Below are 22,142 nucleotides of genomic sequence, written 5' to 3' on the forward strand. Positions count from 1 at the left end.
ACAACCGCAAGATCAAAGGTCGACGTGTTCGTCAACGTCACCTCTACCAGCGCGCAGACCCCGCAGGGCACCACGACCACCATCACCGAACCCGGCGTCTCATCGGCCGCGACACCACCGGAAACCCAGCCCACCAGGACTGCGGCGCAAGCAAAGACAACGCGGCACCCAACTCCGACCCGACCTACCCGTTTGCTGCGCAAACGGTACGCCCCCTCGATTCGCTCGACATCACATCAAGGCAGACACGAACCAGAGCCTCCGATTCGCACCGGAAAATGCATTCGGGAATCACCCCACGCCGCAGATTCGATTGCATCGATTCCGCCCCGGTTCTGTGGACCAATCCTGGACCAGCGCCCCCGATTTCAACGATCCTATGCGGACCGAGTGCGGACCACCCGATCAACCCACACCACCCGCAGCCAGCGGGTATGTGCGATGCGCACGCCAGAACAACGAGTATTGCGTGCACCGAATGTCCTTATCGGGTACCAACATTTGACTGGGACTCAAGTGGTCGCAGGTTCAAATCCTGTCAGCCCGACAGATTGCAGGTCAGATCCGGTTTTCGAGCCGGATCTGACCTGTTTTTCAGCCAAAAACTTCTGTTGAATCGCCAATTCTGAACCGATTCAAATCGCCCCGACCCGGGCATTCTCCACTCGAAACGCCTTGACCCACTGTCAAGTGGTGCCAGGAATGAAACACCAAGTGCCGCTTGAGCTTCCAAGAACCGGCCCATGGATGTGAACGAATTATGGACCGTTTGTGGACCAATCCCGGTCCGCGATTGGTCCACAAACGACGTTGCAACCTCGCGAGAACCGTCGACGTACACCCCCAGTGCGCTTGACGCAATGAATACGTCACCATATTGTTGGTTCATGTTGTTTCCCACGCCCGCGCTAAGCGCCGCCGATGCCCGTGTCTTGGCTGACGTGGACCGGATGCGCGAGCAGTTGCGCCACGAGGTGCAGGCCAAGCCTGGTAAATGGGCAGGCGGGCTCCGTAAGTTCCTCACTGCGGACTCCGTTGCCGCGTCGAACTCCATCGAAGGGTTCAAAGTCTCGACTGTTGACGTTGAAGACCTGATCGCGGGCGAACGGGACGTCGAGGTTTCGGAGGAGAACAAGGCCGAGACACTCGCTTACGAGCGGATGATGACCTACATCCAGACCCTGAACGATGTCGATGACTTCGCATACAGCAAGGGCTTCCTCAATGCGCTGCATTGGATGCTCCAAGGGCACCGACACGCTGAACGTCGCCCGGCGGGGCAATGGCGACCAGGTCCCGTATACGTCACCGACGCCCGCGACCCAAGCATCGCTGCCTACACCGCCCCTGATGCCGATCAGGTACCAGCATTGACAGGAGAACTGGTCGATTGGCTCAATACCGACGACGGCATACATCCACTCGTGCGTGCGGCGATGGCGCACCTGCACTTGGTATCGATCCACCCCTGGGCCGATGGCAACGGCCGCATGTCTCGATCATTGCAGACCCTGATGATCGCCAGGGAAGGCGTACTCGCACCGGAGTTCTCGTCCATCGAGGCCTGGCTCGGTCGCCCCGGCAACACCTGGGAGTACTACCAGGTGCTCGGCCGCCGCGGCAGCACCTACCGACCGGATCAGGATGTGTCCGAATGGATCCGGTTCAACCTGACCGCCTACCACCAACAAGCCCAAACCGTGCACGCCCGTTGGGTGCGATCCGAAACAGTGTGGGCAACCCTCGAGGAATACGTCGCGGGAATACGCCTGGACGAACGCGTCATCAGCGCGCTGCATGACGTCGCGATGTCCGGCCGAGTCCGGCGAACCCGCTACGAACAGTCCGAAGGCCTGAGCCTGCAACAAGCACAACGCGATCTACGCGACCTCGTCGCACTCCAAGTACTCGAACCTGTCGGCAAGACCCGCGCCCGCTTCTACACCGCTGGGCCGGCATACCCCGCACAAGCATTGAAAATCGCAAGCACCCCAACCTCTCTCGAAAACCCCTACTAGCGGGCCTCACCGTCGTCGACTCAATATTCCGCAAGGCGAACAGGTCCAACCTGTTGAAACGGCTGAGACAGCCAGAACGCACTGAATCCGAGCAAACCAGAGTACGTCGCCCGCCGCTCTCCCTCCGCAGATCCCGCATAGATAACCGGATCCGGCGACGGTTCCGCAGAAGGAACCGGTTCGGGAGAGGAAATCAGGGATGGCTGCGGGCTGGGCACACGATCGCACCCATCTCGTGGGCTTCCGCCGCCAGGCGGCTCCTGATCGAGCCAGCCATGGGCGACAGTGCCCTTGGCCAGTTCGCGTTCGAGCACGCTGGACTGATCATCCGCTCCAGATTCCACCGCGTAGGCGGAATCTGGAGCGCCGCTACACCGCCTCCAGCTCAATCAAATTCGCCGCTTGCGCCCCGGTGTTGGTGATCTCCTGCGGCCGTACCGAACGTCCTCCGCCACGCACGTGGGGGTACGCCGAACACGACCCAGCCCCAGGCGGTATCGGAGGTCCGCCCGCACACACAGGGCTGCTCCGTCGTCACACCTCGTTGTCCCCTCGAATCGACGACCTTAGGTCTGCATAGTGGCAGCTCCCCCCGCCGTCCGCCGTGAATAGTCGTCACGGTTGGGCATCTGGACTGTCGATTAGTCCGAACTCGGCAGCGATCGTTGGCCACCGTTGCAGGAAGGCTTCGAGCTCAGACGATGACCACAACGCGATGCGCGGCCGAGCCCCCTTGGCGTTGTGGTCATCGGCCCACCGAACGGCGTTGAGCGTGAAAGACCCCGACGTTGCCACGATGAGGTGCCTGACAGGCTCTCCCTCCCATAAGGGCAGCTGCGCGTGAACGAGGTCTGTAATGACTGAGGTGCCGACGCTTCGGCCGGGAGAGTGCTTGGCCTGCACGACAACTCGCTCCTGCCATTCACTATCCACGTTGTCGGAGTAGCACAGGTATGCCTCGATGTCGCGGCCTCCGTCCGGCGCATTGACGTTCATCGATCGAGTGATCCGTGTGTAGCACCCCGAGATGCTGAGGCGACGAACCAGCAGCTGCTCGAACTGATCCGGGTTGATCTGCTTCCAATTGATCGGCAGTTTGACGAGATCCTCGGCTTCCAAGAGAATCTGCAGCATTTGTGTCGCAGCGTTCCTGTCGAACTGCAGGGACTGCGTGCTCTTGGGCCCACCGAGCCGGTCCTTGGATCCAAATGAGGACAGGTGAATCAGCTTGTCCCCGTTGATATCCGTAATGATCTGGTACTCGCAGTCCACGCCCTTGTCCGGATCGTGCGCGGCGACTCTGAATACGCCTGGAGTGATCTTGCGAATGCGTGCCATCGGATTCCGTCCCGTCGGGTCGAGAGAAGCGCGTGTCGGACAGTATGGCCACAGCCACCGACAAGATCCCCATCCGGTTGCTGACGTCGGTCGCACCGCCCGCTCATGACCTCCGATGAAGCGGGCAACCTACACGATCGGCGATGCACTACCCCGCGCCCCTGGGCTTGACCAAGCCTGCTTGAAGTCGCCCGGTTTGTCATGGACCAATTGTGGACCAAAGCCCGCCGCCGCCAAGGGTTCCACAGTCCGATCGTGGGCCACCCGATCTGCTCGCACCACTTATAAGCAGCCGGTATGATCATTATGCGCGCGAGCCCAACGAGCGCTCCGTGCACCAAATGTCCTTATCGGGTACTGAGGTGCCTGATGTTCTTCGGACAGTGTCCCAATCTAGGATTGGGTGACTGAACGGAGTGGCTTGTGGCGCAGAGGAAATCGCGGAAGTTCAGCCCGGAGTTCCGGGAGTCGGCTGCTCGGGAGGTGCTGGACAAGGGGCGGTCGTTCGGCGATGTGGCGCGTGATTGCGGGGTGACCGAGCAGACGATCCGGAATTGGGTTCACGCCTTCCGGGTCGAGAGCGGTGAGACCGGGTCGGATTTGTCGACCGATGAGCGGTCGCGGTTGCGGGTGTTGGAGGAGGAGAACCGGAAACTGCGGGAGGAGAACGAGTTTCTGGGAAAATCAGTGGCCTTCTTCGCGAAGAAGTACCTGTAGCGGCGAAATATGCGTTCGTCGCTTCCGAAGAAGGCCATCACGCGATCGCTGACATGTGCCGGTGGGCCGGGGTGTCGCGGTCGGGCTATTACGCCTGGCGTCACCGGGCGCCCTCGGCCACCGACCGCCACCGGGAGAGGTTGAAGGTCGAGGTCCGGTCGTGTTTCACCCATTCCGACGGCACCTACGGGTATCGACGTGTCCACGCCGCGCTGGCCCGCCGGAAGGTATCGGCAGACCCGGATACGATCCGGAAAATCATGCGTGAACTGGGGTTGGTTGCCTGTCAGCCGCGCCCGTTCCGGCCCCCACCACCGTTTGCCGCCGACCAGCTCGGCCACCCGGATCTGGTTCGCCGTGATTTCACCGCCACCGCGCCGGCCCGCAAACTGGTCGGCGACATCACCTACATCCGCACCCGCCAGGGCTGGCTTTATCTGGCCACCGTCCTGGATTGCTATTCCAGGAAAGTAGTCGGCTACGCCATGGCCGACCACATGCAGACCGAACTCGTTGTCGAAGCCCTGAACATGGCGGCACGAAATCTCCCGATCCGAGCCGGGGACACCATCTTCCACAGCGACCGCGGCACCCAATACCTGTCCACCGAATTCCGTCGAGCCGTTCGGAAACTCGGCCTCCGACATTCCGTGGGACGCACCGGAACCTGTTTCGACAATGCCTGGGCCGAGTCGTTCAACGCCACCCTGAAAAACGAACGCGTCCACCGCACCCACTATCGGACCCGCGAACACGCCCGCCGTGACATCACCGCCTATATCGAGTTACGGTACAACCAGATTCGACTCCACTCCGCGATTGACTACCGCACGCCGAACGAAGTAGAGTCCGCCTGGTTCGCACGGAACAAAACAGCCTGAGAAATCAAACCCTCACTGTCCGAGAACATTCCAGCCCTTCAGTACCTACTTTTGACTGGGGGTCAGGTGGTCGCAGGTTCAAATCCTGTCAGCCCGACAGAACAGTAGAGCCGGTCTTCGGACCGGCTCTACTCGTATCTGAGTAGCCGTTGCCAGCCATCATTGCTACGGCGACCGAGAACGAGGAATCTCGATGAGCCTGCACCGCCAGCTCGTGGATGTAGCGGCCGGCATGGACGTACCCGAAGGATTTCGCGCGGACGCGCAAGGCGACGTGATCGTGGTATCCACCCCAACGACCCGAACACCGGAACATCATCCAGGAGATCGCATTTCGGGTCCGGCTCGCGGACGCGACCCCTCGCCACCACATCGGACGTGAAGATCGCGGGCACCGCACTCTGGAGTTTGTTCTTCCCCAACGAATTTCATCGAGTGCTCAGTCCCAACAGAATTGCCAATTGTGTCGGTTGATCAGCGTATCTGCGCAAGTACCGAGGGTGTCGTCAGCGACGTTGTCCGGGCACAACGCTTGATGTTCGATGACAAGGCGTAGGGCATGCGCGCCACTGGGGCCCCACACGCCTTCAACGAGACACTGTGCGGCGCGAACGATTACAACTCCAACCGGGCCACCGATTCAGAAGGTGAACGGGTCGCCGTAGGCGGTGGTCTGCGCGAGTCCCACGCGGGTGCTCACCGTGGTGGTGACGAACGGGACGGCCGACACCGGCGAGGCACATTGGGCGACATTGAGCGCGGCATTATTGAACGCGATGCGAAGCGGGAACGTCGTGGTGGCACCCAGGCGGACCGTCTCGGTTCTCGCGATAGTGACCTGGCCGGGTCCCAAGTTCGCGAATACGCCTTCGGCCACACCCAGATTCCCGATGACACCGGGCGCGATGACCCCAACGGGAGTACTCGCGCCCAGCTGTTGATAGGCGCCGATATCGGCGTCGAAGCCGCCGTCCACACTGATCCCGCAGCCGAGGATGAATCCCGCGACCGCCTCACCGGAGGTGATCGGGCCGCCGTCCACGGTGACCGAGTAATCACCGGATATCTGCGCGGCATGCGAGAACGTCATGAGGACGTTCGGTGTCCGGTCACCAGGCGGGCTCGCCTCGATGCTGTCGACCGACGCCGTCACATGGACTCCCCCACCGGAGGCATCCGTGCCGGGCGGCTGAGCGCGACCGAGTCCGGCGCCAGCCCACAAGCCCACTCCGGCCAGATTCGCCGCGACCGTAGCGACCACGGCGCCGGTGAACGAACGTCGCATGCCTGGAGCCTTCCGGTTCGCGGCGATGGGCAACTCGGCAACGCATTGGGCATGCCCACACGGAGGGTTACCGCTTGGCAAGCCTAGACGGCGCCACCGTCCAGGCGGTGATACAGCAAGGCGTGTCCACCACGCCGCGTCGACACCGACGGGCATCGACACCGAAGCCGCCTCCCTTGTTGATTCACCGAGACGGAGAACCGCCCGGTGGCGGTGCAGGAATCCGATCGGCGGCCAGGTCCCGATTCGCAGCAAAAAAGGGGGAGCGCGCGCTGAGTGGTGTCGCCTGCACGCGAGGAATCTGGGATGGCGTAGGGGTCTCGATTGCCGAACGCTGGGATGTGCGTTGGGGACCGGCAGAGTCGAGACACCTACCCCCATCATCTCCGGGCGAACCCCCAGCACTCGGAGACGACGACCACTGTAGACGGGAAAGACGTCGCAACAGTGCTGAGAGGTATGACCTTTCGTGCCAGAAGCCCGGGCTAGGCAACCCCTTAGCGAATCTCTGCCTGGACTGCTCACGCCGGATGCCGGTCGGCGAAAAGCCCAGGCGGGTGAATTCTCATGCCGGTCTTTCACCGGTAATGGCGGGGCGGGGCCGGGTGGATCGGGAGTCTGAGCGATCCACCCGGCGGACGAGGCGAAACGGTCGCGGCGGAGTAACCGAACCCGAGCGCCGCCGCGTGTCCCCGATCATCCCGCCCTTCGTCGGACGGTACTGGCCGCCGAAGTCCGATCAGGTCGATTCCTCGCCTGCTGACACAAATCGAGAGTGCTATCGGCACAGAAAGTCATAGATAGCTGCGTAGAAGCTGCCCCGTGGGCGAGGACAGCGTGCAGAATGCCGGACAACGCCAGTCCAGACCAGCGGCAGCACTTCCGAGAGGGGACAGAAGTGAGCGACACGATCGAAGCGACAGCCGGTCACCGGCTACTCGAAGAGGTTCTCACTCGCTACGACAGCATCGACGCCTTCTGCACTCACCTGCACCTCGCGCTGGATGCACCCACCGATGTACTTCCCGCCATACCGATCTCGACGGCCGGGCGGCACCGGCTTCGATAGCCGGGACCGAACGGGCGTGCCCGGTAAACGATCGCTGACGACGTCCTCGGGCGTCGTCGTCCTCGATGATGCAGATGTCGAAGCAGCTGTTGTGGTGCGGGTCAGATCCGTCGGTGCTCGCGCAGGGTTCGGATGGCGGCCAGGGTGGTCAGACCGCGCCATTCCACGGTCTGGCCGGCGAAGTAGTGCAGGAAGTCGAAGTCCCAGCCGCCGTCGTCGAGTTGTTCCTGTTCGAGTCGCTGCAGTTCGGCGGTAATCGTGGAGTCGTCGAACAGGGCCCGGCTCGGTGCGTCGGGTCGGGGTGAAAGGTCGAGAGGTTTGATGTGCTCGTTCTCGATTCCACCCTCGACGGGCACCGTGCCGTCCTCGCGGATCGCCGGACGCAGCAGCTCGATGGCCGCGGCGGCGCGGGCGGGGTCGGGGACTGCGTCGAGAAACTGCAAGGCGAATTTGACGGTGTAGCCGACCGGTTCGTCGATCGCCTCGATCTGGTTCCAGCACCAGGTCGTCGCGGTGTCGAGCCACGAATGCTGAGCGCCGAGTCGCCACAGTCCGGCCGCGAGGGCGTAGGTGAGGAAGCCCGCATCCGGGCTCGGTGTCATCCAGGGTGTGCGGGGGTGGCCGTCTGCCGAGGGCAGCACGGTGGGGATACCGCCGTCGGGGTGGGCGATGGTGGCGATCCAGTCGGCGATCCCGGTAACCATGGGGGCGCGGGTGGCGTTGACGTCGGCGAGGATGTCGAGGGCCACCACTGCCGCGGCCGGTTGGCTGCCAGGGCACCGCACGTCGGGCTCCAGGGCATGGCCGAACCCACCGTCGTCGTTCTGATACGCCGCGAGCGCGGTCAGCACGGGCTCGACGGGCCCGTTGTCGAGAAGGACGGCGAGCTGGTGGCGTTCCAGGACACGGGCGCCGGATTCGATGAACTGTCGAGCAGCTTCCAGGTCGATACTCATGAACCGGAGGCTAGGCGGCGGTGAGCGTGGCGTCTTTGAAGAATCGGACAGGCGTGAGGCCGGGCACCGCACTTCCGGTGCACACCGAGGCGACGCGATGGCCACCTCAAATTTGTTCCGCCACGAAGTTCGCCGGACCAGCGCCTATGGTGACCGCGCGGATATCCGCCCGATTTTCGGCGGATGCTACGCCGCCCGGCGTGTCCATCGCTGAACGATGGAGATCGGCTCCGCTATATCCATGTGCCACAACAGAGTTCATCGCAGAACCGGCCCTTCAGGAACGAGTCACCAGCCGCAAAACGGCCGCGAGAGCTTCGCGCGACTTTTCGCGGATCTGGACCTCGCACCCCGAGTACAGAATTCCGGGTTTTGCCGGATGGGCGGGAAGAGGGTCGTCCTTAGAGTGGACGCATGGGTGCGAATGGGTTCCGGTGTGGCTTGGTGGTCGCGGCGGTGGTGGTGGCCGGGTGCGGGAGTGGGGCGGGTGAAACCGTGGGTCGGTCGCCAGCGGTCGAGCGGGTGTCCGATGCGGTGACAGCGGCGGTGCGTTCCGGGATGCCCGGGGCACAGGTGGTTCTCGAAGGCCCCGGCGGGCGGCAGGTCGTGACCGCGGGGGCGGGAGACGTGGCCACCGGAGCGCCCTACGCGGAGGGCGCACATTTCCGGATCGGCAGTGTCACAAAGACTTTCGTGGCCACGGTGGTGTTGCAGCTCGCCGCCGAGAACAAGGTCGACCTCGACGCGCCGATCTCACGCTATCTACCGGGCGTCGTGCAGGGCAACGGCAATGACGGCGACCGCATCAGCGTGCGGCAGCTGCTGCAGCACAGGAGCGGACTGGCGGACTTCGCGCCCGAGGATCCCTCGAGCAAGTTGCCGCAGCAGCTCGATCAGACCAGTGACGGCAAGGCGTATCGGGATCTGGCACCGGCGGATCTGGTGGGGATCGCGATGAGCATGCCACCACAGTTCGAGCCGGGGGCGCGGTTCGAGTACACGAACACCAATTACGTGCTGCTGGGCATGATGATCGAGAAGCTCACCGGGCGAACCCTCGCCGTCGAGATCGGCAGTCGCATCCTCGAACCCCTAGCGCTGCACGACACTTACTTCCCCGCGGCCGGCGACACCACCATCCGGGATCCGCACCCGCTGGGCTATCGCAAGGTCGACGTCAACTGGGTCGATGCCACCGACACCGAGGCGGCGTGGGCGGGCGCCGCCGGCGCCCTCATCTCCACCGGCGCCGATCTGAACCAGTTCTTCCTTGCCCTGATCACCGGAAAGCTGCTTCCCGCAGCACAACTCACGCAGATGGAGCAGACCGTCGCGATGGAGCAGTCCGGAGAGATGAACTACGGGCTCGGCCTGATCCGGCTGCGCCTGCCCTGTGGTCAGGATGGCAAGGACATGAAGGATGTCTGGGGGCATGCCGGCGGAATCCCCGGATTCAGCACCCTGGCCGTCGCCACACCGCACGGGACCGCCGCGACGCTGAGCGTCAACACCTCGCAAACCACCGATCAGTTCTCCGCAGCGGCCGCCGCCGTCGGCTGTGCGATCGCCTGATCGGGCCGGCCTGTGGATTCGACCAGCACCGTGAAAAGCCCCACGATCCCGGATAATCCGGGCAGCCGGATCACCTTGGTGCGGGCTACCGCAGCTCGATCACCAGCGGGATGCCGTTCGCGGATCTGGACCTCACGGGCATGCATGGAAAATGGTCGATTTACACCACCCGCGACACCTCGGCGCGGTGTGGTTCGGAAGCCGAGGCTGTGACTCACGCCGAGAGATAACGGTCTTTCGCGTTGTCAGGCGGCGCCGATGACGAGGGTGCTGCGGGCGGATTCGACGACGCCATGGGAACGATTTCTGGGCTACGCGCGTGCCCGATGCGCAGACGCGGGACGGCCGAACCCGGATGTTCACCGATGCGGGGAGGGTGACGGTATGGGTGACGGGTCGCGCCGGGAGGCACACGGAATCCGCACATTTCTCCCGCGGATTCTGCACACCGTCCGGATAGGTTTCCAGGATGCCGTCTGAAAAGCGCAGTTCGGTTCTGGGGCTGGGAGTGGCCGCCGCGTTGGTCATGGTTTCGATTTACGTGACACTGCACGCCGAGTTCTTCTTGCACTGGATCTGGGTGCTGTACCTGCCGTTGTTCGCCTTCGGTTATCTGATCCTGGCCATCGTGTTCGTGGTGTTGCTGCGGCGTATCACCCGCAGTGGTTCCAGGGGGCTGGCGGTGGCCACCGCGGCACTGGCGGTCGTCGGTGTCGGCGGGTCGCTGTTCCTGTTCGTCGATACCAAGGCCAGCGGGTGGGCGCGGTTCTGGCTCGAGTATCCCGCGTTCGCCGCGGCGGCCACGGTGGAGGTACCCGAGCACGGCGAAGGTGCTCTCTACGGTGTAGAGCTACCGAGTCATTTGTGCGTCGTGGCGCCGAACTGCCGGATCGCGAACCTCGGTTACAGCAATGGAGCACCGGTCCGGTACGCCGCCGACTACGTCGACGTCTTCGAGTACACCTACGGTTACGGGCACTTCGTCGGCACTCCGGAGCCGGGGCCGTACAACGGATTCGGAATTCCCTTGTGCCCCACCATGGAGTTGGCGGGCGGATGGTGGTGGCTCGAACGTTGCAACGGCCCGAAGTACGAGCGAGCCCGGTGAACTCGACGATCAGCCTGCTGGCCAGGAACTGAGGTCTGATCGGGGAGTTTCTGCCACATGCTATTCGGCACTACCGCCGACGTCATCGAAACCGCCCGCAGCACACTGGTTATCGGCGCCACCTGAAGACGCGAAACGCCGCCACTTATCGCTGCGAGTAACACCCAGGTCACTCGAACCGACCATGTGTCGAGAAAACGTGTCGAAGAATATTGGTGTCCAACAAGTCGTGTCAGCCCTTTCTCGCACAACTCGCGGGGCGTCAACAGGGCAGAGCAGGGGACATTTGGTGGCCACACGGTACTCGCTGTGGCGGACAACGCCTGGTCACGTGTGGTCGATATTCTCCGTTACGTAGTTGAGCCGCAATGGTCTTGGAGGGTGCGATGGAAGAACAGGTCGACGTAGACAACGCCAAGCTCAGCGTAGGGAACGCCAAGGAGGGCATCGGGAGGACCGTCGACGGTATCGGCAAGGCCGCGCGAACCGCTTCAACGCAGTTCGTCGGGCAGGTCGGCAACGTCAAGGACGCTGCCAAAGGCAGGGTCGAGAAGCTGACTGTGAAGAAGCCGGACCCCTACGAGATGGCCGTAGCCGAATACAACGGCGTCTTCACCGCGATGGCTGACCGGGGCTTGTCTCTGTTGCGTCAGCGCGAGCGTTCGACGGACCTGATCGAGCTGGTCGAGCAGTTGGTGAACAGCATCGCCAACACCCCGAAGTCATTCGATACCGACTTCCACGAGATCGAGGTGCACAGAAAGCGTTTCGTGCACGCGGAGGAATTCGCTCAGAAAGAGCTGGAAGCGGCGCGGGTGTCGGTTGCCGGCGCCGGCGCCGGGTTCGCGGCGGGCACCGCGGTAGCGGGCCTGGCACCGTCGGCGGCGATGTGGGTCGCCACCACCTTCGGGACGGCGTCGACCGGGACCGCGATCTCGACCCTTTCCGGGGCTGCAGCCAGCCAGGCAGCACTGGCGTGGCTAGGTGGAGGCGCGCTGGCCGCAGGCGGCGGCGGCACTGCGGCAGGCACCACATTGCTCGCGCTGGCCGGCCCGATCGGCTGGACTATCGCGGGCGCAACCCTACTCGCGTCGATCGCCCTGTTCACGAAGAAGAAGTTCGAGAATCGAGAGGCGAAGCACGAAGCGCTGACTGCGATAAAGCGCAACACCACCCTCGTCAAAGGCATGGATGCTCAGATCGACGACCTCCTCCAGCGGACGACCTCGCTCCGCGAAGGGCTGGTAAAGAGTTACGGCGAAGCATTGATGCACTACCGCGCCGATTTCCACGCGCTCGCCCCTGCCGAGCGGTCGACTCTCGCCGCGTTGGTGAACAACACGAAATCGTGCGCGACAATGCTGAGCCTGCGCATCGAACAGGGCGCCAACAGTGAGTGATCCTGCTGAGTTCGCCACGAACACACAGGAGCAGGCAGTCGCATCCTGGGTGAGCTATCTCAACCAGCTCCGCATCGACAACCTTCTAGGCGCGCTCAGCCAACAGGACGAGCACCTTCGGGACGCGCTCACCAGCGTCGATGAAGCCGTCAGGAAGATCGACCTCGAGGTGGTCGCCGCCAACCGCGGCGGACAGCATGGCATGCACGGCTTCATCGCCGAGATCGCCGAGGTCGGAATCGGCAACGCCCGACAGCTGATCATCGGCCAGGAGGCCGACTACCAGTGGGTGAACGACAACGGACCGGTCGACCTGATGCGCGGAAGTATCGAGATCCAGCAGAAGTTCGTCGCGGCGGGCGGGCGCTTCTCACTGGGGGCGATCGCCGAGCACCTCCAGAAGTATCCCGAATACGTGAACAACGGTGGGAAGTACCAGATCCCCAGTGATCACTTCGAGGTGATCCAGCGGCTGCACGCCTTGTCGCCCGAGGATGCGAGCAAGCTGCTGTCACGCAGCGGCGACGGACCTTCCCTCAGGGACTGGCAGCGAGTCCAGGCGTTCTTCCAAGCCGAATCAGTCAGCATCGAATCGCTCGAACCCTCGACGCTCAGGTACGACGAAGTTCAACGCGATGTCTACGCCTCGACCATGGCGGCGGAAAAGGACTCGCTCCGCGCCACGGACCGGTCTCTGCGCGACGCTGCCCACCAGCAGAGCCGGCCGACGCTGCGTGAAGGGGGCACGGTCGCACTCACAGCTGCCGTGACAGCGGGCGGGACAGCTTTCGTACTGGCCGTGTTCACCAAGCGTCGGGAAGGTAAGAGGCTCAATGAGTTCACCGGGCAGGACTGGCTCGACATCGCAGGCGAGACCGGGCTGGGTTTCGGCGAGGGCGGCGTCCGAGGATTGAGCATCTACGCGCTCACGAACTTCACCGCTACCTCCGCAGCCGTCGCCAGCTCGATCGTCACCGCGTCCTTCAGCATCGCCGAGCAAGCGAACAAGCTCCGCCGCAACGAGATCGACGAACTGGAGTTCATCGAAACCTCCGAGCTCGTCGCCTTGGAGGCCGCCGTCCGCGCGCTGTCCGCTTCTGTCGGCCAGGCAACCATCCCCATTCCAATCCTCGGTGCCGTCATCGGCAACACGGTCGGCATTGTGATGTACAAGGCCGTCGCATCGTCGTTGACGAAGCGGGAGGCGGCGCTGATCGAGCGCTACCTCGACGAACAGCGCGCGCTCGACGAGCAACTCGCCACCGAGTACCAGGGGATTCTGGAAAAGTTGGACCAGAGCATGTCGGACTATCTCGGACTGCTCGAACGGGCATTCTCGCCTGACGTGCAGGTCGCTCTCGTCGGATCGGTTGAGCTAGCAGCGGCACTCGGCGTGGCTTCGGATGAGGTTCTGGATACCGCGGAGAAGGTCGACGCCTACTTCCTCGACTAGCGAGAAATCTGATCGCCGACCCGGCCCGGGAAACCTGGACTCTCCACACCACCCCGTCCGACGGCGAATACCAGGCAATACAAATACCTCCGACCGCCCCGTTTGCCATTCGCCGAGTTAACGAAATAGGTTCCAGCCCAGTGACTTTCGGCCCCATCGCAAGAGCAATGACCCCGCTACCCTCAGCAGAGCGACCATAGTCGCGGTCCGGGGAGTCGGTGGCCCTGGATATTCGGGAGTATCGAGAACGGGGCTTATCGATGACAGGTCCGACACGACGCGCTCTGCGTGCCGCATTGGCGACGTTCGTCTTGGTGTTCACGGCGCTGGGACTCACCGGCGTGCCCGCGCACGCGGCACCTACGAAAGCCGCCTACCTGCACAGCAGTTGCGTGGTGAAGTCGATGGTCCCCAAGGGCGGCCCCAAGGGCGGCCCCAAGGGCGATGGGTGCGATGTCTGGGGGATTCCGCAATGGATCGGCCCGGGGCAGGAACCCCAGCCGTTCCCGCAGCCGGTCGTCGATCTCATCGTCGGCTGTTCCGTGCACGGGAGCTTGGAGCTGGTCAAGGAGGCCGAACTCGTCGAGGCGGTCCCGCCGGGTTGGATGAAGTACGGTGCCGGCGCGGTCATCTTCGCGGCCGGATGTGTCGAGAACACAGTCGAGGCGCTGATCGACCTCGGCCTGAACTCGAAGTCGCCGAGCAACGATGCGAGCCTGGGCGGTTTGAACCTCAACGACTACTGCGCCCGCAAATTCAACGGCGCCACAGCACATGTGCGCGACGAGCACAACGCTTTCACCTGGGAATGCGTCCACGGCAAAACCAGTGCCGGGGGCATCGACATCGACGACCAGTGCCGCCACCAGTACGGCTCGAACGCCGTGTCGGGACTGCGTGAAACCGGCAATGCCTACACCTGGTACTGCCGGAAGAAGCGGTGACGATCCAGCCCCACACCGCGCCGCCCGAATACGCTGGGCCCCATGATCATCTGGCTGAACGGAGCATTCGGTGCCGGAAAGACCACGGCCGCGAAGGAATTGATCGCGCTCCTGCCCGGCTCGCGTGTTTTCGATACCGAGGAAGTCGGAATCATGCTCCGGCATGTCCTGTCCAGCGAGAAGGTTCGGGACTTCCAGGACTGGCAGCCCTGGCGCGGGCTCGTCGTCGCGGCTGCGGCGCAGATTCTCGATTACGTCGGCGGAACTCTGGTCATCCCCCAATCGGTTCTTGTACAGCAATATTGGCAGGAGATCCGCGCGGGGTTCGACAGCGCCGGGATCCCGCTACTGCATGTCGTCCTGCACGCCGAACGGGATGAGCTGCTGCGCCGCATCGAATCCGACCCGATCATGCCGAACTCCGCGTGGCGCCTCGGGCACCTCGGGGACTACGACGCGGCGCGGTCCTGGCACCGCCGAGAGGCCCACGTTATCGACACTACCGATCTGCAACCACGACAAGTCGCCGCGCGCATCGCAGCTGATGCTGCTCGGACACCACGGGCATGAGGCCTGTCGGGCCGTCCGTGTATGGTCCTCCGACATGCAGCCCGCGACCGCCGTGGTCTCGAACATCGTAGGGAACCTGTCGCCGTTCGATGATCTCGAACGGCGGCATATCGCAACGACTTTGAACTGGCTGGGTTCGACGGACGACATCTTCCGGCGCGCCAAACCTGCGACGCCGTCGCCTCATTTGGTCGCCTATGTCGTCCTTGTCGATCCAGGCAAGCGTGGGGTCTACCTCGGACTGCACCGCATGGCGGGACTGCATCTGCCGATGGGCGGACATGTTGAACCGCAGGAACATCCGCTGGATGCCGCGCGCCGTGAGGCGGGCGAGGAGCTCGGGATCGAGCCCGTGTTCGACGTGGTTGGTGAGCACCCGCTGTTTCTGACTCGGACCACCACGGTCGGCCTGACGGCCGGGCATGTCGATGTATCGCTCTGGTTCGTGATCCGCGGTGATCGCGCCCGCACCTACGCACTCGATCCCGGTGAGTTCGAGGGGGCTCGATGGTGGGACCTGGATCCTGATCGGCTACCCGCGACGGATCCACATCTTCCACGATTCATCCGCAAGCTTGGCAGTGTTCTGCCGTCGCAGGCCCTGTCGTGACGGAGCGGTACCGCAGGTGGCAGCCTCTCCCCTTCGCTGATGAAGTCCGGATCGATGCCGCGTGGGGGCTGGACGCGATCGTGGGCAGGATCGAACAGGACATTAGGTGCAGGTAGCGGACTACTTGCTCTGACGTCAGCGTGTCTTAGGTCGCGGTTTGATGCGGCGGGGGCTTGCTGGCCGGTCGCCCGGGGTTTCGGGCCGGATCGGGCGGAAGGCACGTAGTAGAACACTCGTTACAGTGCTGAATCCCGGTGCAATTCTTTGATTCTCACAGCACATCGGTCGCCGTGAGCGGCGGAAATCGCCCTGATTTCCGCGGTCTTTCACACCATCCGTACCGAGGAGAGAGTCATGGCCATACAACAGTTTCCGGGCGTTGTGCTCGGCCCTCTGGGTAAGAGGATGGTGAAGTTTCTCGAGACCTATCCGAGAGCGGACGAGCTGCGGATCACCAGTGGCATGGACGGCGATCACGGCCTGCAATCGCACCACTACGGGTTGTCCTACGACGGCTCGCCGACGGCGGCCATCGATATCGGCTGCGATCGCGATGACGTCAAGATGCGGGACTTCGCCAAGTGGATGTACGACAGGTATTGGAACTACACCGTCGAGCTCATCCATTCGACGCCGTTCGCCGACGATGACGGGTTCTACGTCAAGAATCAGCAGAAGTTCCCCGGCGGCGGACCCTACGGCCCACCCTCGTCGATCGGCCACTTCGACCACATCCACTGGGCGACCTCGGCCGACCTGATGACGCAGCTGGAACAGCTCGCCGGCGGGTCCGCGCCCGACCGGGTCCATCCCGAGATCACCGGGACGCCCGACACCTCCGTCACCACTACCGTCGCCAATACCGCACCGGTCTGGGGCTGGGACGCCTCCGACTACGACTTCGCCCGCGGTCCCATGAACATGGTCGCCGCACACACCGACGGGATCTCGTTCTTCATCTACAAGACCAGCGAAGGCAGCGACTGGAGGTCCCAGCACTACCAGGAGGTGCTCGAAAGGGCGCGCGACGCCGGGATCCCGGTGCTCGGCAGCTACCACTTCCTGTGGCCGGGAGACATCGCGGAGCAGGTCGAGTTCTGGGTGAGCTGTGTCGATGAGCAGACGCCGTGGTGGAAGGAAAAGCCGTGGATCTGGCAGGTCGACGCGGAACAGTCGACGAATGCCCCGCGCCCGCCCAGCGCCGACGAGGTGCTGCAGGCGGTGGAACTCACCAAGCAGCGGCTCGCCGACCGGGGAGCTCCCGGGTACGTCATCGGGTACACCCCGTTCTGGATGTACGGCGATTCGCTCACCGGGGATTACGACATCTGGGCAAGCAATTACAACGGCTCCGGCGCGCCCCGCCCGTTCAAGGAGCAATACCAGGGCGTCGGTGACCATGCGGCGGGCTGGAACGTGATGTCCGGTCGCAAGCCCACCATTCTGCAATTCGCCTCCGACGGGGTGGTCGGCAATCAGCACACCTGCTGCGTCGACAAATTCGACGGTGACCTCTACGACCTCATCCGCAAGTGCGGTCGCGAACCGCAGCCGGCGGCTGCCGCCCGGGCGGTATCGGTCGCGCGCTCCCGGCCGACCGGACGGCGTCAACCGGCTACCTCGCCGATCATGGTGCCGGATGCCGACGGGGCGCACCTGCCCGTCCGGTAGCTCGGATCGCCGACACCAGCCTGCGGCCACCGCCGCAGGCTGCACCGGCGGTGCTAACGTCGGGGCATGGCCGACCGGCGCGAGATCCAGCATGCTGTGGTGACGGGATTCCAACGGAGAGTGGGAAATCCGATCCTGGGGCGATTGCCGATCCAGACGCTGCTGGAGACGACCGGGCGGGTGAGCGGGCAGCCGCGGATCACGCCGATCGGCGGACGGCGCAGCGGCGGCGTGTTCTGGTTCGTGTCGGAGTTCGGGCGGCGGTCGCAGTACATCCGGAACATCGAAGCCGACAATCGGGTTCGGCTGCGGATTCGCGGGCGGTGGTTCACCGGCACCGCGCACCTGATGCCGGAGGACGATCCGGTGGCGCGGCTGCGGTCGTTGCCGAGGGCGAACAGCACGGCGGTGCGGGTGGTCGGGACTGATCTGATGACCGTTCGCATTGATTTGGACTGATACCGGCGGCTGACCGGGCGGCTCTCCCACGCCGGACAATCCCGGCGCGACACACCGCTTCCGCACCGCTTGACCAGCCAAGACAGCGGATACTGTGCTTGCGATGCGGAAGACCATGAGGCGCCGCACGTCATGCGGCATTGTGCAGAAGACCGCCCGGCACGCCCTGTTCCTCGGCGCGCTCGTTCTCGCGTTCACTACCGCAATCTCCTCCGCGGTGGCCGCACCCGCGCCCGTGCCCGAACCCGATCCCTTCTACAGCACACCCGCCGACCTCGGCGCCCACCAGAGTGGGGACCCGCTGGCCTGGCGCAGCGTGAAGCTGTTCGGGTTGTCGACGCCGCTGCCCATGACGGTGTGGCAAATCCAATACCTGACGACGGATTCCGAGAACAAGCCCATCACCACGATCGCCACCGTCATCGAACCGACCGCGCCCTGGCGGGGCCCCGGTTCCCGGCCGCTGGTGGCCTTCGCCAGCGCCGAAGACGCTCTCACCACCGCCTGCGCTCCCTCCGCCACTCTGCGCGCCCCCATCAACATCGGCAGCCAAACCACCTTGGACCTGCCGTTTCTCGTGGGTCCGTTGCTTCTCGGCTATGCGCTGGTGATCCCCGATTACGAGGGCCCGCAGTCCAGATTCCTCGACGGCGTGATGTCCGGCCACGCCCTGCTCGACGGGATCCGCGCCGCGCGCCGCTTCCCGTCCACCGGACTCGCCGACAGCCCGACCGGGATCTGGGGCTATTCCGGCGGCGCCTACGCGGCGCTGTGGGCGGGGCAACTCCGCGCCACCTACGCTCCGGAACTGCCGCTGACCGGCATCGCCGCGGGCGGCATCCCCGCCGACATCCCCGCCATCGCCCGCGCGGCCGACGGCGGCCCGAAAGCGGCCCTCGCCCTCCTGATCGCGGCGGCCCTGATCCGCAACGAGCCGAAGGCGAAGATCGAGGTCCTGCTCAACAAACGCAGCACCGGCATGCTCGCCGACGTCGGCAAACGCTGCGGAACCGGTCTGCTACAGACCTATTCGGGAACACATGTCCGCGACTACTCCCTCGCAGCCGACCTCTTCGCGCACCCGACGGTCGTGGCAGCCGCCCAACGCCAGGAGCTGGGCGCGATCACCCCGGACGTCCCGCTGTACCTGTACCACAGCAACGCCGACGAAATGATCCCCACCCCCGGCGTCCACGCCCTCATCAACCGCTATTGCTCCATGGGATCGACTCTCACACAACACTTCTCGAATATCCCCGGCCACAGCGGCGCCGCCATGGTCGAAGCCGTCGGCGCTCTCCGCTACCTCGGCGACCGCTTCGCCTCCGGCCCACCCGCCCGAGGCTGCGCCGCCGCCTCCTGATCGTGTGGCCGTTAGTGGCGCGCTCAGCGGACCAGGTCGGCCAAGGGTCCTCGGGCGCTCCACAGCACGATGACTACGAGCATGAAGACCGCGCTGGAAAGGTGGTCGCGCAGAATCGATCGGGCCAAGCGTGATTGTTCGGCGAGCGAGTCCGTGCGGGCACCGAGGCGCACCGCGTTGGGGACCGTCCGAACAACGGCCGGGGCGATGGCGGCGGCGGCTGACACGGTTGCCAGTGGGGCCAGCCAGATCGGGTCGTGCCAGCGGATGGTTTCGATGACGAGGCCGCCGAGCAGGATTGCCATCACGGCGGCGATCAGGTGGGGCATCGGGCGGGAGGTCGTGGTGGCTCGGCGGTAGTAGGCGGCGATGGAATCCAGTACGTGCTCGGGTAGTTCGGGCTCGTGGCGGTGACGGAACAGCTGGGTGTCGAAAATCAGGTCCATCCAGAGAATGGCCAGGAGAAATCCCCCGCAGGCGGCGAGCATGGGCGCATCGTACCGGGGGGTCGAACCGACACCGGGGCGTCTGGGTTCACGGTTCCACAGAGATCCCTCACGAGTCGGAGGGTTCAAGGGTCGGTCTCCGCCCCGTAGTGTGCACGCGGGATGAAGGGAGACCCGGGATATGGCCGGTGTGCGGAATGGGTTTCTACTGTTCGGAGGAGTGGCGGCGGTGGCGGCCGGGGCATTGCATCTGTTCGCGGCGGGGTTGCATACCGAGCATGCGACGTTGGCGCGGTTGATGGTCGTGCTGGCGGCGGCGCAATGCGCGGTGGGGCTCGTGGCGATGGTGAGTGCCCGGAAAGCTGTGCCGATCATGGTGATCGGGGTCAACGTCGTCGCCGTGGCGGTCTGGGCGTATACGCGGCTGGCGGGGTTGCCGTGGCCCGATGGGCTCGACGTGGCCGAGGCGCCGCAGTTCCTGGACAGCACCTGTGCCGCGCTGGGGGCGGTCGCGATTGCCGGGGCCGCGGTCGCGGTGGTGCGGCCCGAGGCGAAACTGGGCGTGCCGCAAGCGGTGACAGCTGCCGGGCTGTCGGGAGTTCTCGCTGTCGCGGCGATGCTCGGCGGCGCCGGGCACGTGCACAGCCACGGCACCGGGGATCACTCCCATGCGGACGGCGATCACACCGCTCACGACCATGGGACCGGGAATGCTTGGCCGCGGCCGTGGGATCCGGCGAAGCCGATCGATGTGTCCGGGGTGCCGGGTGTGACCGCCGCGCAGGAGCAGCGGGCGACCGCGTTGATTCGCAGCACGCTGGACGACCTGCCCGCGTTCGCCGACGTCCATGCCATCGGAGCGCTGGGCTACCGGTCCATCGGCGATTCGGTCACCGGGTACGAGCACTTCATCAATACGGCCTACCTTCGCGATGACCTGTTCCTCGATGCCGAACATCCGGAGTCGCTGGTCTATCGGGTCGACGGCGACAATCGGACCCTGGTGTCGGCGATGTACATCGCGAAGGGCAAGAAGATCGACGACCCGGATCTGGTGAACTACGGCGGGGCGCTGATGCAGTGGCATGTTCACGACAACCTCTGCTGGAAGGCCGGCGACGGTGGCCCGCAGGTCGCCGGAGTCACCGATGCGCAGGGCAATTGCCCGCCCGCCTCGATCAACCCCGGTGCCGGTAATCCGATGGTTCATGTGTGGATCACCGCGAACCAGTGCGGGCCGTTCGCGGCGCTCGAGGGTCATGGTGCGGGCCAGGCGGCCACCAGCCCCGACGGCCGGCGCACCGACACCTGCTCGCACGACCACTCGGGCGGGCATCGCTGAGTCAGCGCTCTGCCGCTCGGTCCTTCACGAAGTCGGTGGCGATGGCGGCGAGGCTGCGGGTGAGGTCGGATTCCGCGCCTCGTCGCCAGACCAGGGCCCAGCGCGCGGGTGGGGCGTCGGGCATGGGGATGTAGGTGACGTCGGGGCGCGCGTAGTGGCGACTGGCGTGGGCGTGAACCGGTGTGATGGCCTTACCCGCGGCCAGCTGGAGGATCATGTCCTGGAAGTTGTCGACGTACGCGACGCGGGAGATGGTGCGGCCGGAGGGGGTGGTGAAGGGGGTGATGGCGCTTTGCCAGTAGTCGGGAGGCTGATTGGCGGCGTCGGTGCCCGCGCCGAAGACGCCGTAGTCGGCGAGATCTTCGTACGTGGCCGAATCCCGTTCTGCCAGGGGATGATTCGCGCCGACGAGGAGCATGAACGGTTCCTCGTAGAGAATCGGGCCGACAATCAGATCGGGTTCCTCGATGGGGAGCCAGCTGATCAGGATGTCGATCTCGTCGGCTCGCAGCGCGCCGAAGGGGTTGCCGAAATGGACGTGTTCGATGTGCACGCTCGTATTCGGGTGCCGAGCCTGGAAGGTGTCCAGCAGCGGGCGGACTTCCTCGAGGCTGCTGCTGGTCACGCCGATCCGGAGCAGCCCGTCGTCGCCGTAGCGCGCCGACCGCTCGGCGCGACCCAGGCTGGCGCACAGGTCGCGGTAGTTGACCTGCAAGTCCTCGAACAGGCGGCGGCCGATCGGGGTCAGCGAGACGGTGCGGCTGGAGCGGTCGAACAGCCTTCCGCCGATACGGCTTTCGAGTTTCCGGATCACCTGGCTGACGCGGGCCTGCGAGAGGTACAGCCGCTCGGCGGTGCGGCCGAAATGCAGTTCCTGGGACAGCGTCAAGAAGATCTCGATGTCGCGCAGTTCGATATCGCGCGGGTCCATACGGGTCGT

General features: G+C 64.5%; 20 protein-coding genes. 14 read left to right on the top strand and 6 right to left on the bottom strand.

Going from position 1 to position 22,142, the window contains the following annotated elements; all coding sequences use genetic code 11:
• The first annotated feature begins 887 nt into the window (after positions 1-887).
• On the top strand, positions 888-2,018 hold the full coding sequence (locus tag ACQPYY_RS21695) for a Fic family protein (RefSeq protein ID WP_433590775.1): 1,131 nt from the start codon (positions 888-890) through the stop codon (positions 2,016-2,018).
• 615 nt (positions 2,019-2,633) lie between these two features.
• On the opposite strand, the gene ACQPYY_RS21700 is transcribed toward ACQPYY_RS21695, so the two are convergent.
• The gene (locus ACQPYY_RS21700) at positions 2,634-3,356 is read right to left on the bottom strand and encodes a restriction endonuclease (RefSeq protein ID WP_433590776.1); all 723 of its coding nucleotides are present in this window, start codon (positions 3,354-3,356) and stop codon (positions 2,634-2,636) included.
• 423 nt (positions 3,357-3,779) lie between these two features.
• Between ACQPYY_RS21700 and ACQPYY_RS21705 the strand changes: the two genes are divergently transcribed.
• A protein-coding gene (locus tag ACQPYY_RS21705) for an IS3 family transposase (RefSeq protein ID WP_433590723.1) occupies positions 3,780-4,954 on the top strand; the annotation gives its coding sequence in 2 pieces (ribosomal slippage) (positions 3,780-4,044 and positions 4,044-4,954; 1,176 coding nt in all).
• 439 nt (positions 4,955-5,393) lie between these two features.
• On the opposite strand, the gene ACQPYY_RS21710 is transcribed toward ACQPYY_RS21705, so the two are convergent.
• The gene (locus tag ACQPYY_RS21710; protein WP_433590777.1) at positions 5,394-5,537 is read right to left on the bottom strand and encodes a DUF4253 domain-containing protein; all 144 of its coding nucleotides are present in this window, start codon (positions 5,535-5,537) and stop codon (positions 5,394-5,396) included.
• 57 nt (positions 5,538-5,594) lie between these two features.
• Positions 5,595-6,239 (bottom strand): MspA family porin, encoded by a 645-nt coding sequence (locus ACQPYY_RS21715; protein WP_433590778.1) that lies wholly within the window; start codon positions 6,237-6,239, stop codon positions 5,595-5,597.
• Between the two features lie 898 nt (positions 6,240-7,137).
• Here ACQPYY_RS21715 and ACQPYY_RS21720 point away from each other — a divergent pair.
• On the top strand, positions 7,138-7,308 hold the full coding sequence (locus ACQPYY_RS21720; protein WP_433590779.1) for a hypothetical protein: 171 nt from the start codon (positions 7,138-7,140) through the stop codon (positions 7,306-7,308).
• Between the two features lie 101 nt (positions 7,309-7,409).
• Here the strand turns inward: ACQPYY_RS21720 and ACQPYY_RS21725 are convergent, their stop codons facing one another.
• A complete protein-coding gene (locus tag ACQPYY_RS21725; RefSeq protein ID WP_433590780.1) occupies positions 7,410-8,264 on the bottom strand; it encodes a hypothetical protein in 855 nt (284 codons plus the stop codon).
• 414 nt (positions 8,265-8,678) lie between these two features.
• Between ACQPYY_RS21725 and ACQPYY_RS21730 the strand changes: the two genes are divergently transcribed.
• The 10 genes from ACQPYY_RS21730 to ACQPYY_RS21775 all read left to right on the top strand — a co-directional run bounded on the left by ACQPYY_RS21730 (position 8,679) and on the right by ACQPYY_RS21775 (position 19,414).
• A complete protein-coding gene (locus ACQPYY_RS21730) occupies positions 8,679-9,836 on the top strand; it encodes a serine hydrolase domain-containing protein (RefSeq protein ID WP_433590781.1) in 1,158 nt (385 codons plus the stop codon).
• A gap of 469 nt (positions 9,837-10,305) precedes the next feature.
• The gene (locus tag ACQPYY_RS21735) at positions 10,306-10,944 is read left to right on the top strand and encodes a hypothetical protein (protein ID WP_433590782.1); all 639 of its coding nucleotides are present in this window, start codon (positions 10,306-10,308) and stop codon (positions 10,942-10,944) included.
• A gap of 386 nt (positions 10,945-11,330) precedes the next feature.
• On the top strand, positions 11,331-12,344 hold the full coding sequence (locus tag ACQPYY_RS21740) for a hypothetical protein (RefSeq protein WP_433590783.1): 1,014 nt from the start codon (positions 11,331-11,333) through the stop codon (positions 12,342-12,344).
• The gene (locus tag ACQPYY_RS21745) at positions 12,337-13,797 is read left to right on the top strand and encodes a hypothetical protein (protein ID WP_433590784.1); all 1,461 of its coding nucleotides are present in this window, start codon (positions 12,337-12,339) and stop codon (positions 13,795-13,797) included. Before ACQPYY_RS21740 ends, ACQPYY_RS21745 begins: the two co-directional genes overlap by 8 nt.
• A gap of 260 nt (positions 13,798-14,057) precedes the next feature.
• Positions 14,058-14,741, top strand: a complete 684-nt coding sequence (locus ACQPYY_RS21750; RefSeq protein ID WP_433590785.1) for a hypothetical protein — start codon at positions 14,058-14,060, stop codon at positions 14,739-14,741.
• A 42-nt stretch (positions 14,742-14,783) separates the two neighbouring features.
• A complete protein-coding gene (locus ACQPYY_RS21755) occupies positions 14,784-15,311 on the top strand; it encodes an AAA family ATPase (RefSeq protein ID WP_433590786.1) in 528 nt (175 codons plus the stop codon).
• 34 nt (positions 15,312-15,345) lie between these two features.
• On the top strand, positions 15,346-15,921 hold the full coding sequence (locus ACQPYY_RS21760; RefSeq protein ID WP_433590787.1) for an NUDIX domain-containing protein: 576 nt from the start codon (positions 15,346-15,348) through the stop codon (positions 15,919-15,921).
• A gap of 354 nt (positions 15,922-16,275) precedes the next feature.
• Positions 16,276-17,592 (top strand): GH25 family lysozyme, encoded by a 1,317-nt coding sequence (locus ACQPYY_RS21765; RefSeq protein WP_433590788.1) that lies wholly within the window; start codon positions 16,276-16,278, stop codon positions 17,590-17,592.
• A gap of 66 nt (positions 17,593-17,658) precedes the next feature.
• Positions 17,659-18,051, top strand: coding sequence for a nitroreductase/quinone reductase family protein (locus tag ACQPYY_RS21770; RefSeq protein ID WP_379104690.1), 393 nt, complete (start codon positions 17,659-17,661; stop codon positions 18,049-18,051).
• 103 nt (positions 18,052-18,154) lie between these two features.
• Complete coding sequence (locus tag ACQPYY_RS21775) at positions 18,155-19,414, top strand: lipase family protein (protein WP_433590789.1); 1,260 nt, start codon at positions 18,155-18,157, stop codon at positions 19,412-19,414.
• Positions 19,415-19,437: 23 nt separating this feature from the next.
• Here ACQPYY_RS21775 and ACQPYY_RS21780 read toward each other — a convergent pair whose 3' ends face one another.
• Entirely contained in the window at positions 19,438-19,902 is a 465-nt protein-coding gene (locus ACQPYY_RS21780) for a hypothetical protein (RefSeq protein WP_433590790.1), read from the bottom strand.
• Between the two features lie 139 nt (positions 19,903-20,041).
• Here ACQPYY_RS21780 and ACQPYY_RS21785 point away from each other — a divergent pair, with 139 nt between their 5' ends.
• Complete coding sequence (locus ACQPYY_RS21785) at positions 20,042-21,202, top strand: hypothetical protein (protein ID WP_433590791.1); 1,161 nt, start codon at positions 20,042-20,044, stop codon at positions 21,200-21,202.
• Position 21,203: 1 nt separating this feature from the next.
• Here ACQPYY_RS21785 and ACQPYY_RS21790 read toward each other — a convergent pair whose 3' ends face one another.
• Positions 21,204-22,133, bottom strand: a complete 930-nt coding sequence (locus ACQPYY_RS21790; protein ID WP_433590792.1) for a LysR family transcriptional regulator — start codon at positions 22,131-22,133, stop codon at positions 21,204-21,206.
• Between the last annotated feature and the right edge of the window lie 9 nt (positions 22,134-22,142).

The organism is Nocardia sp. CA-145437, from assembly GCF_050956485.1.
Lineage (GTDB): Bacteria > Actinomycetota > Actinomycetes > Mycobacteriales > Mycobacteriaceae > Nocardia.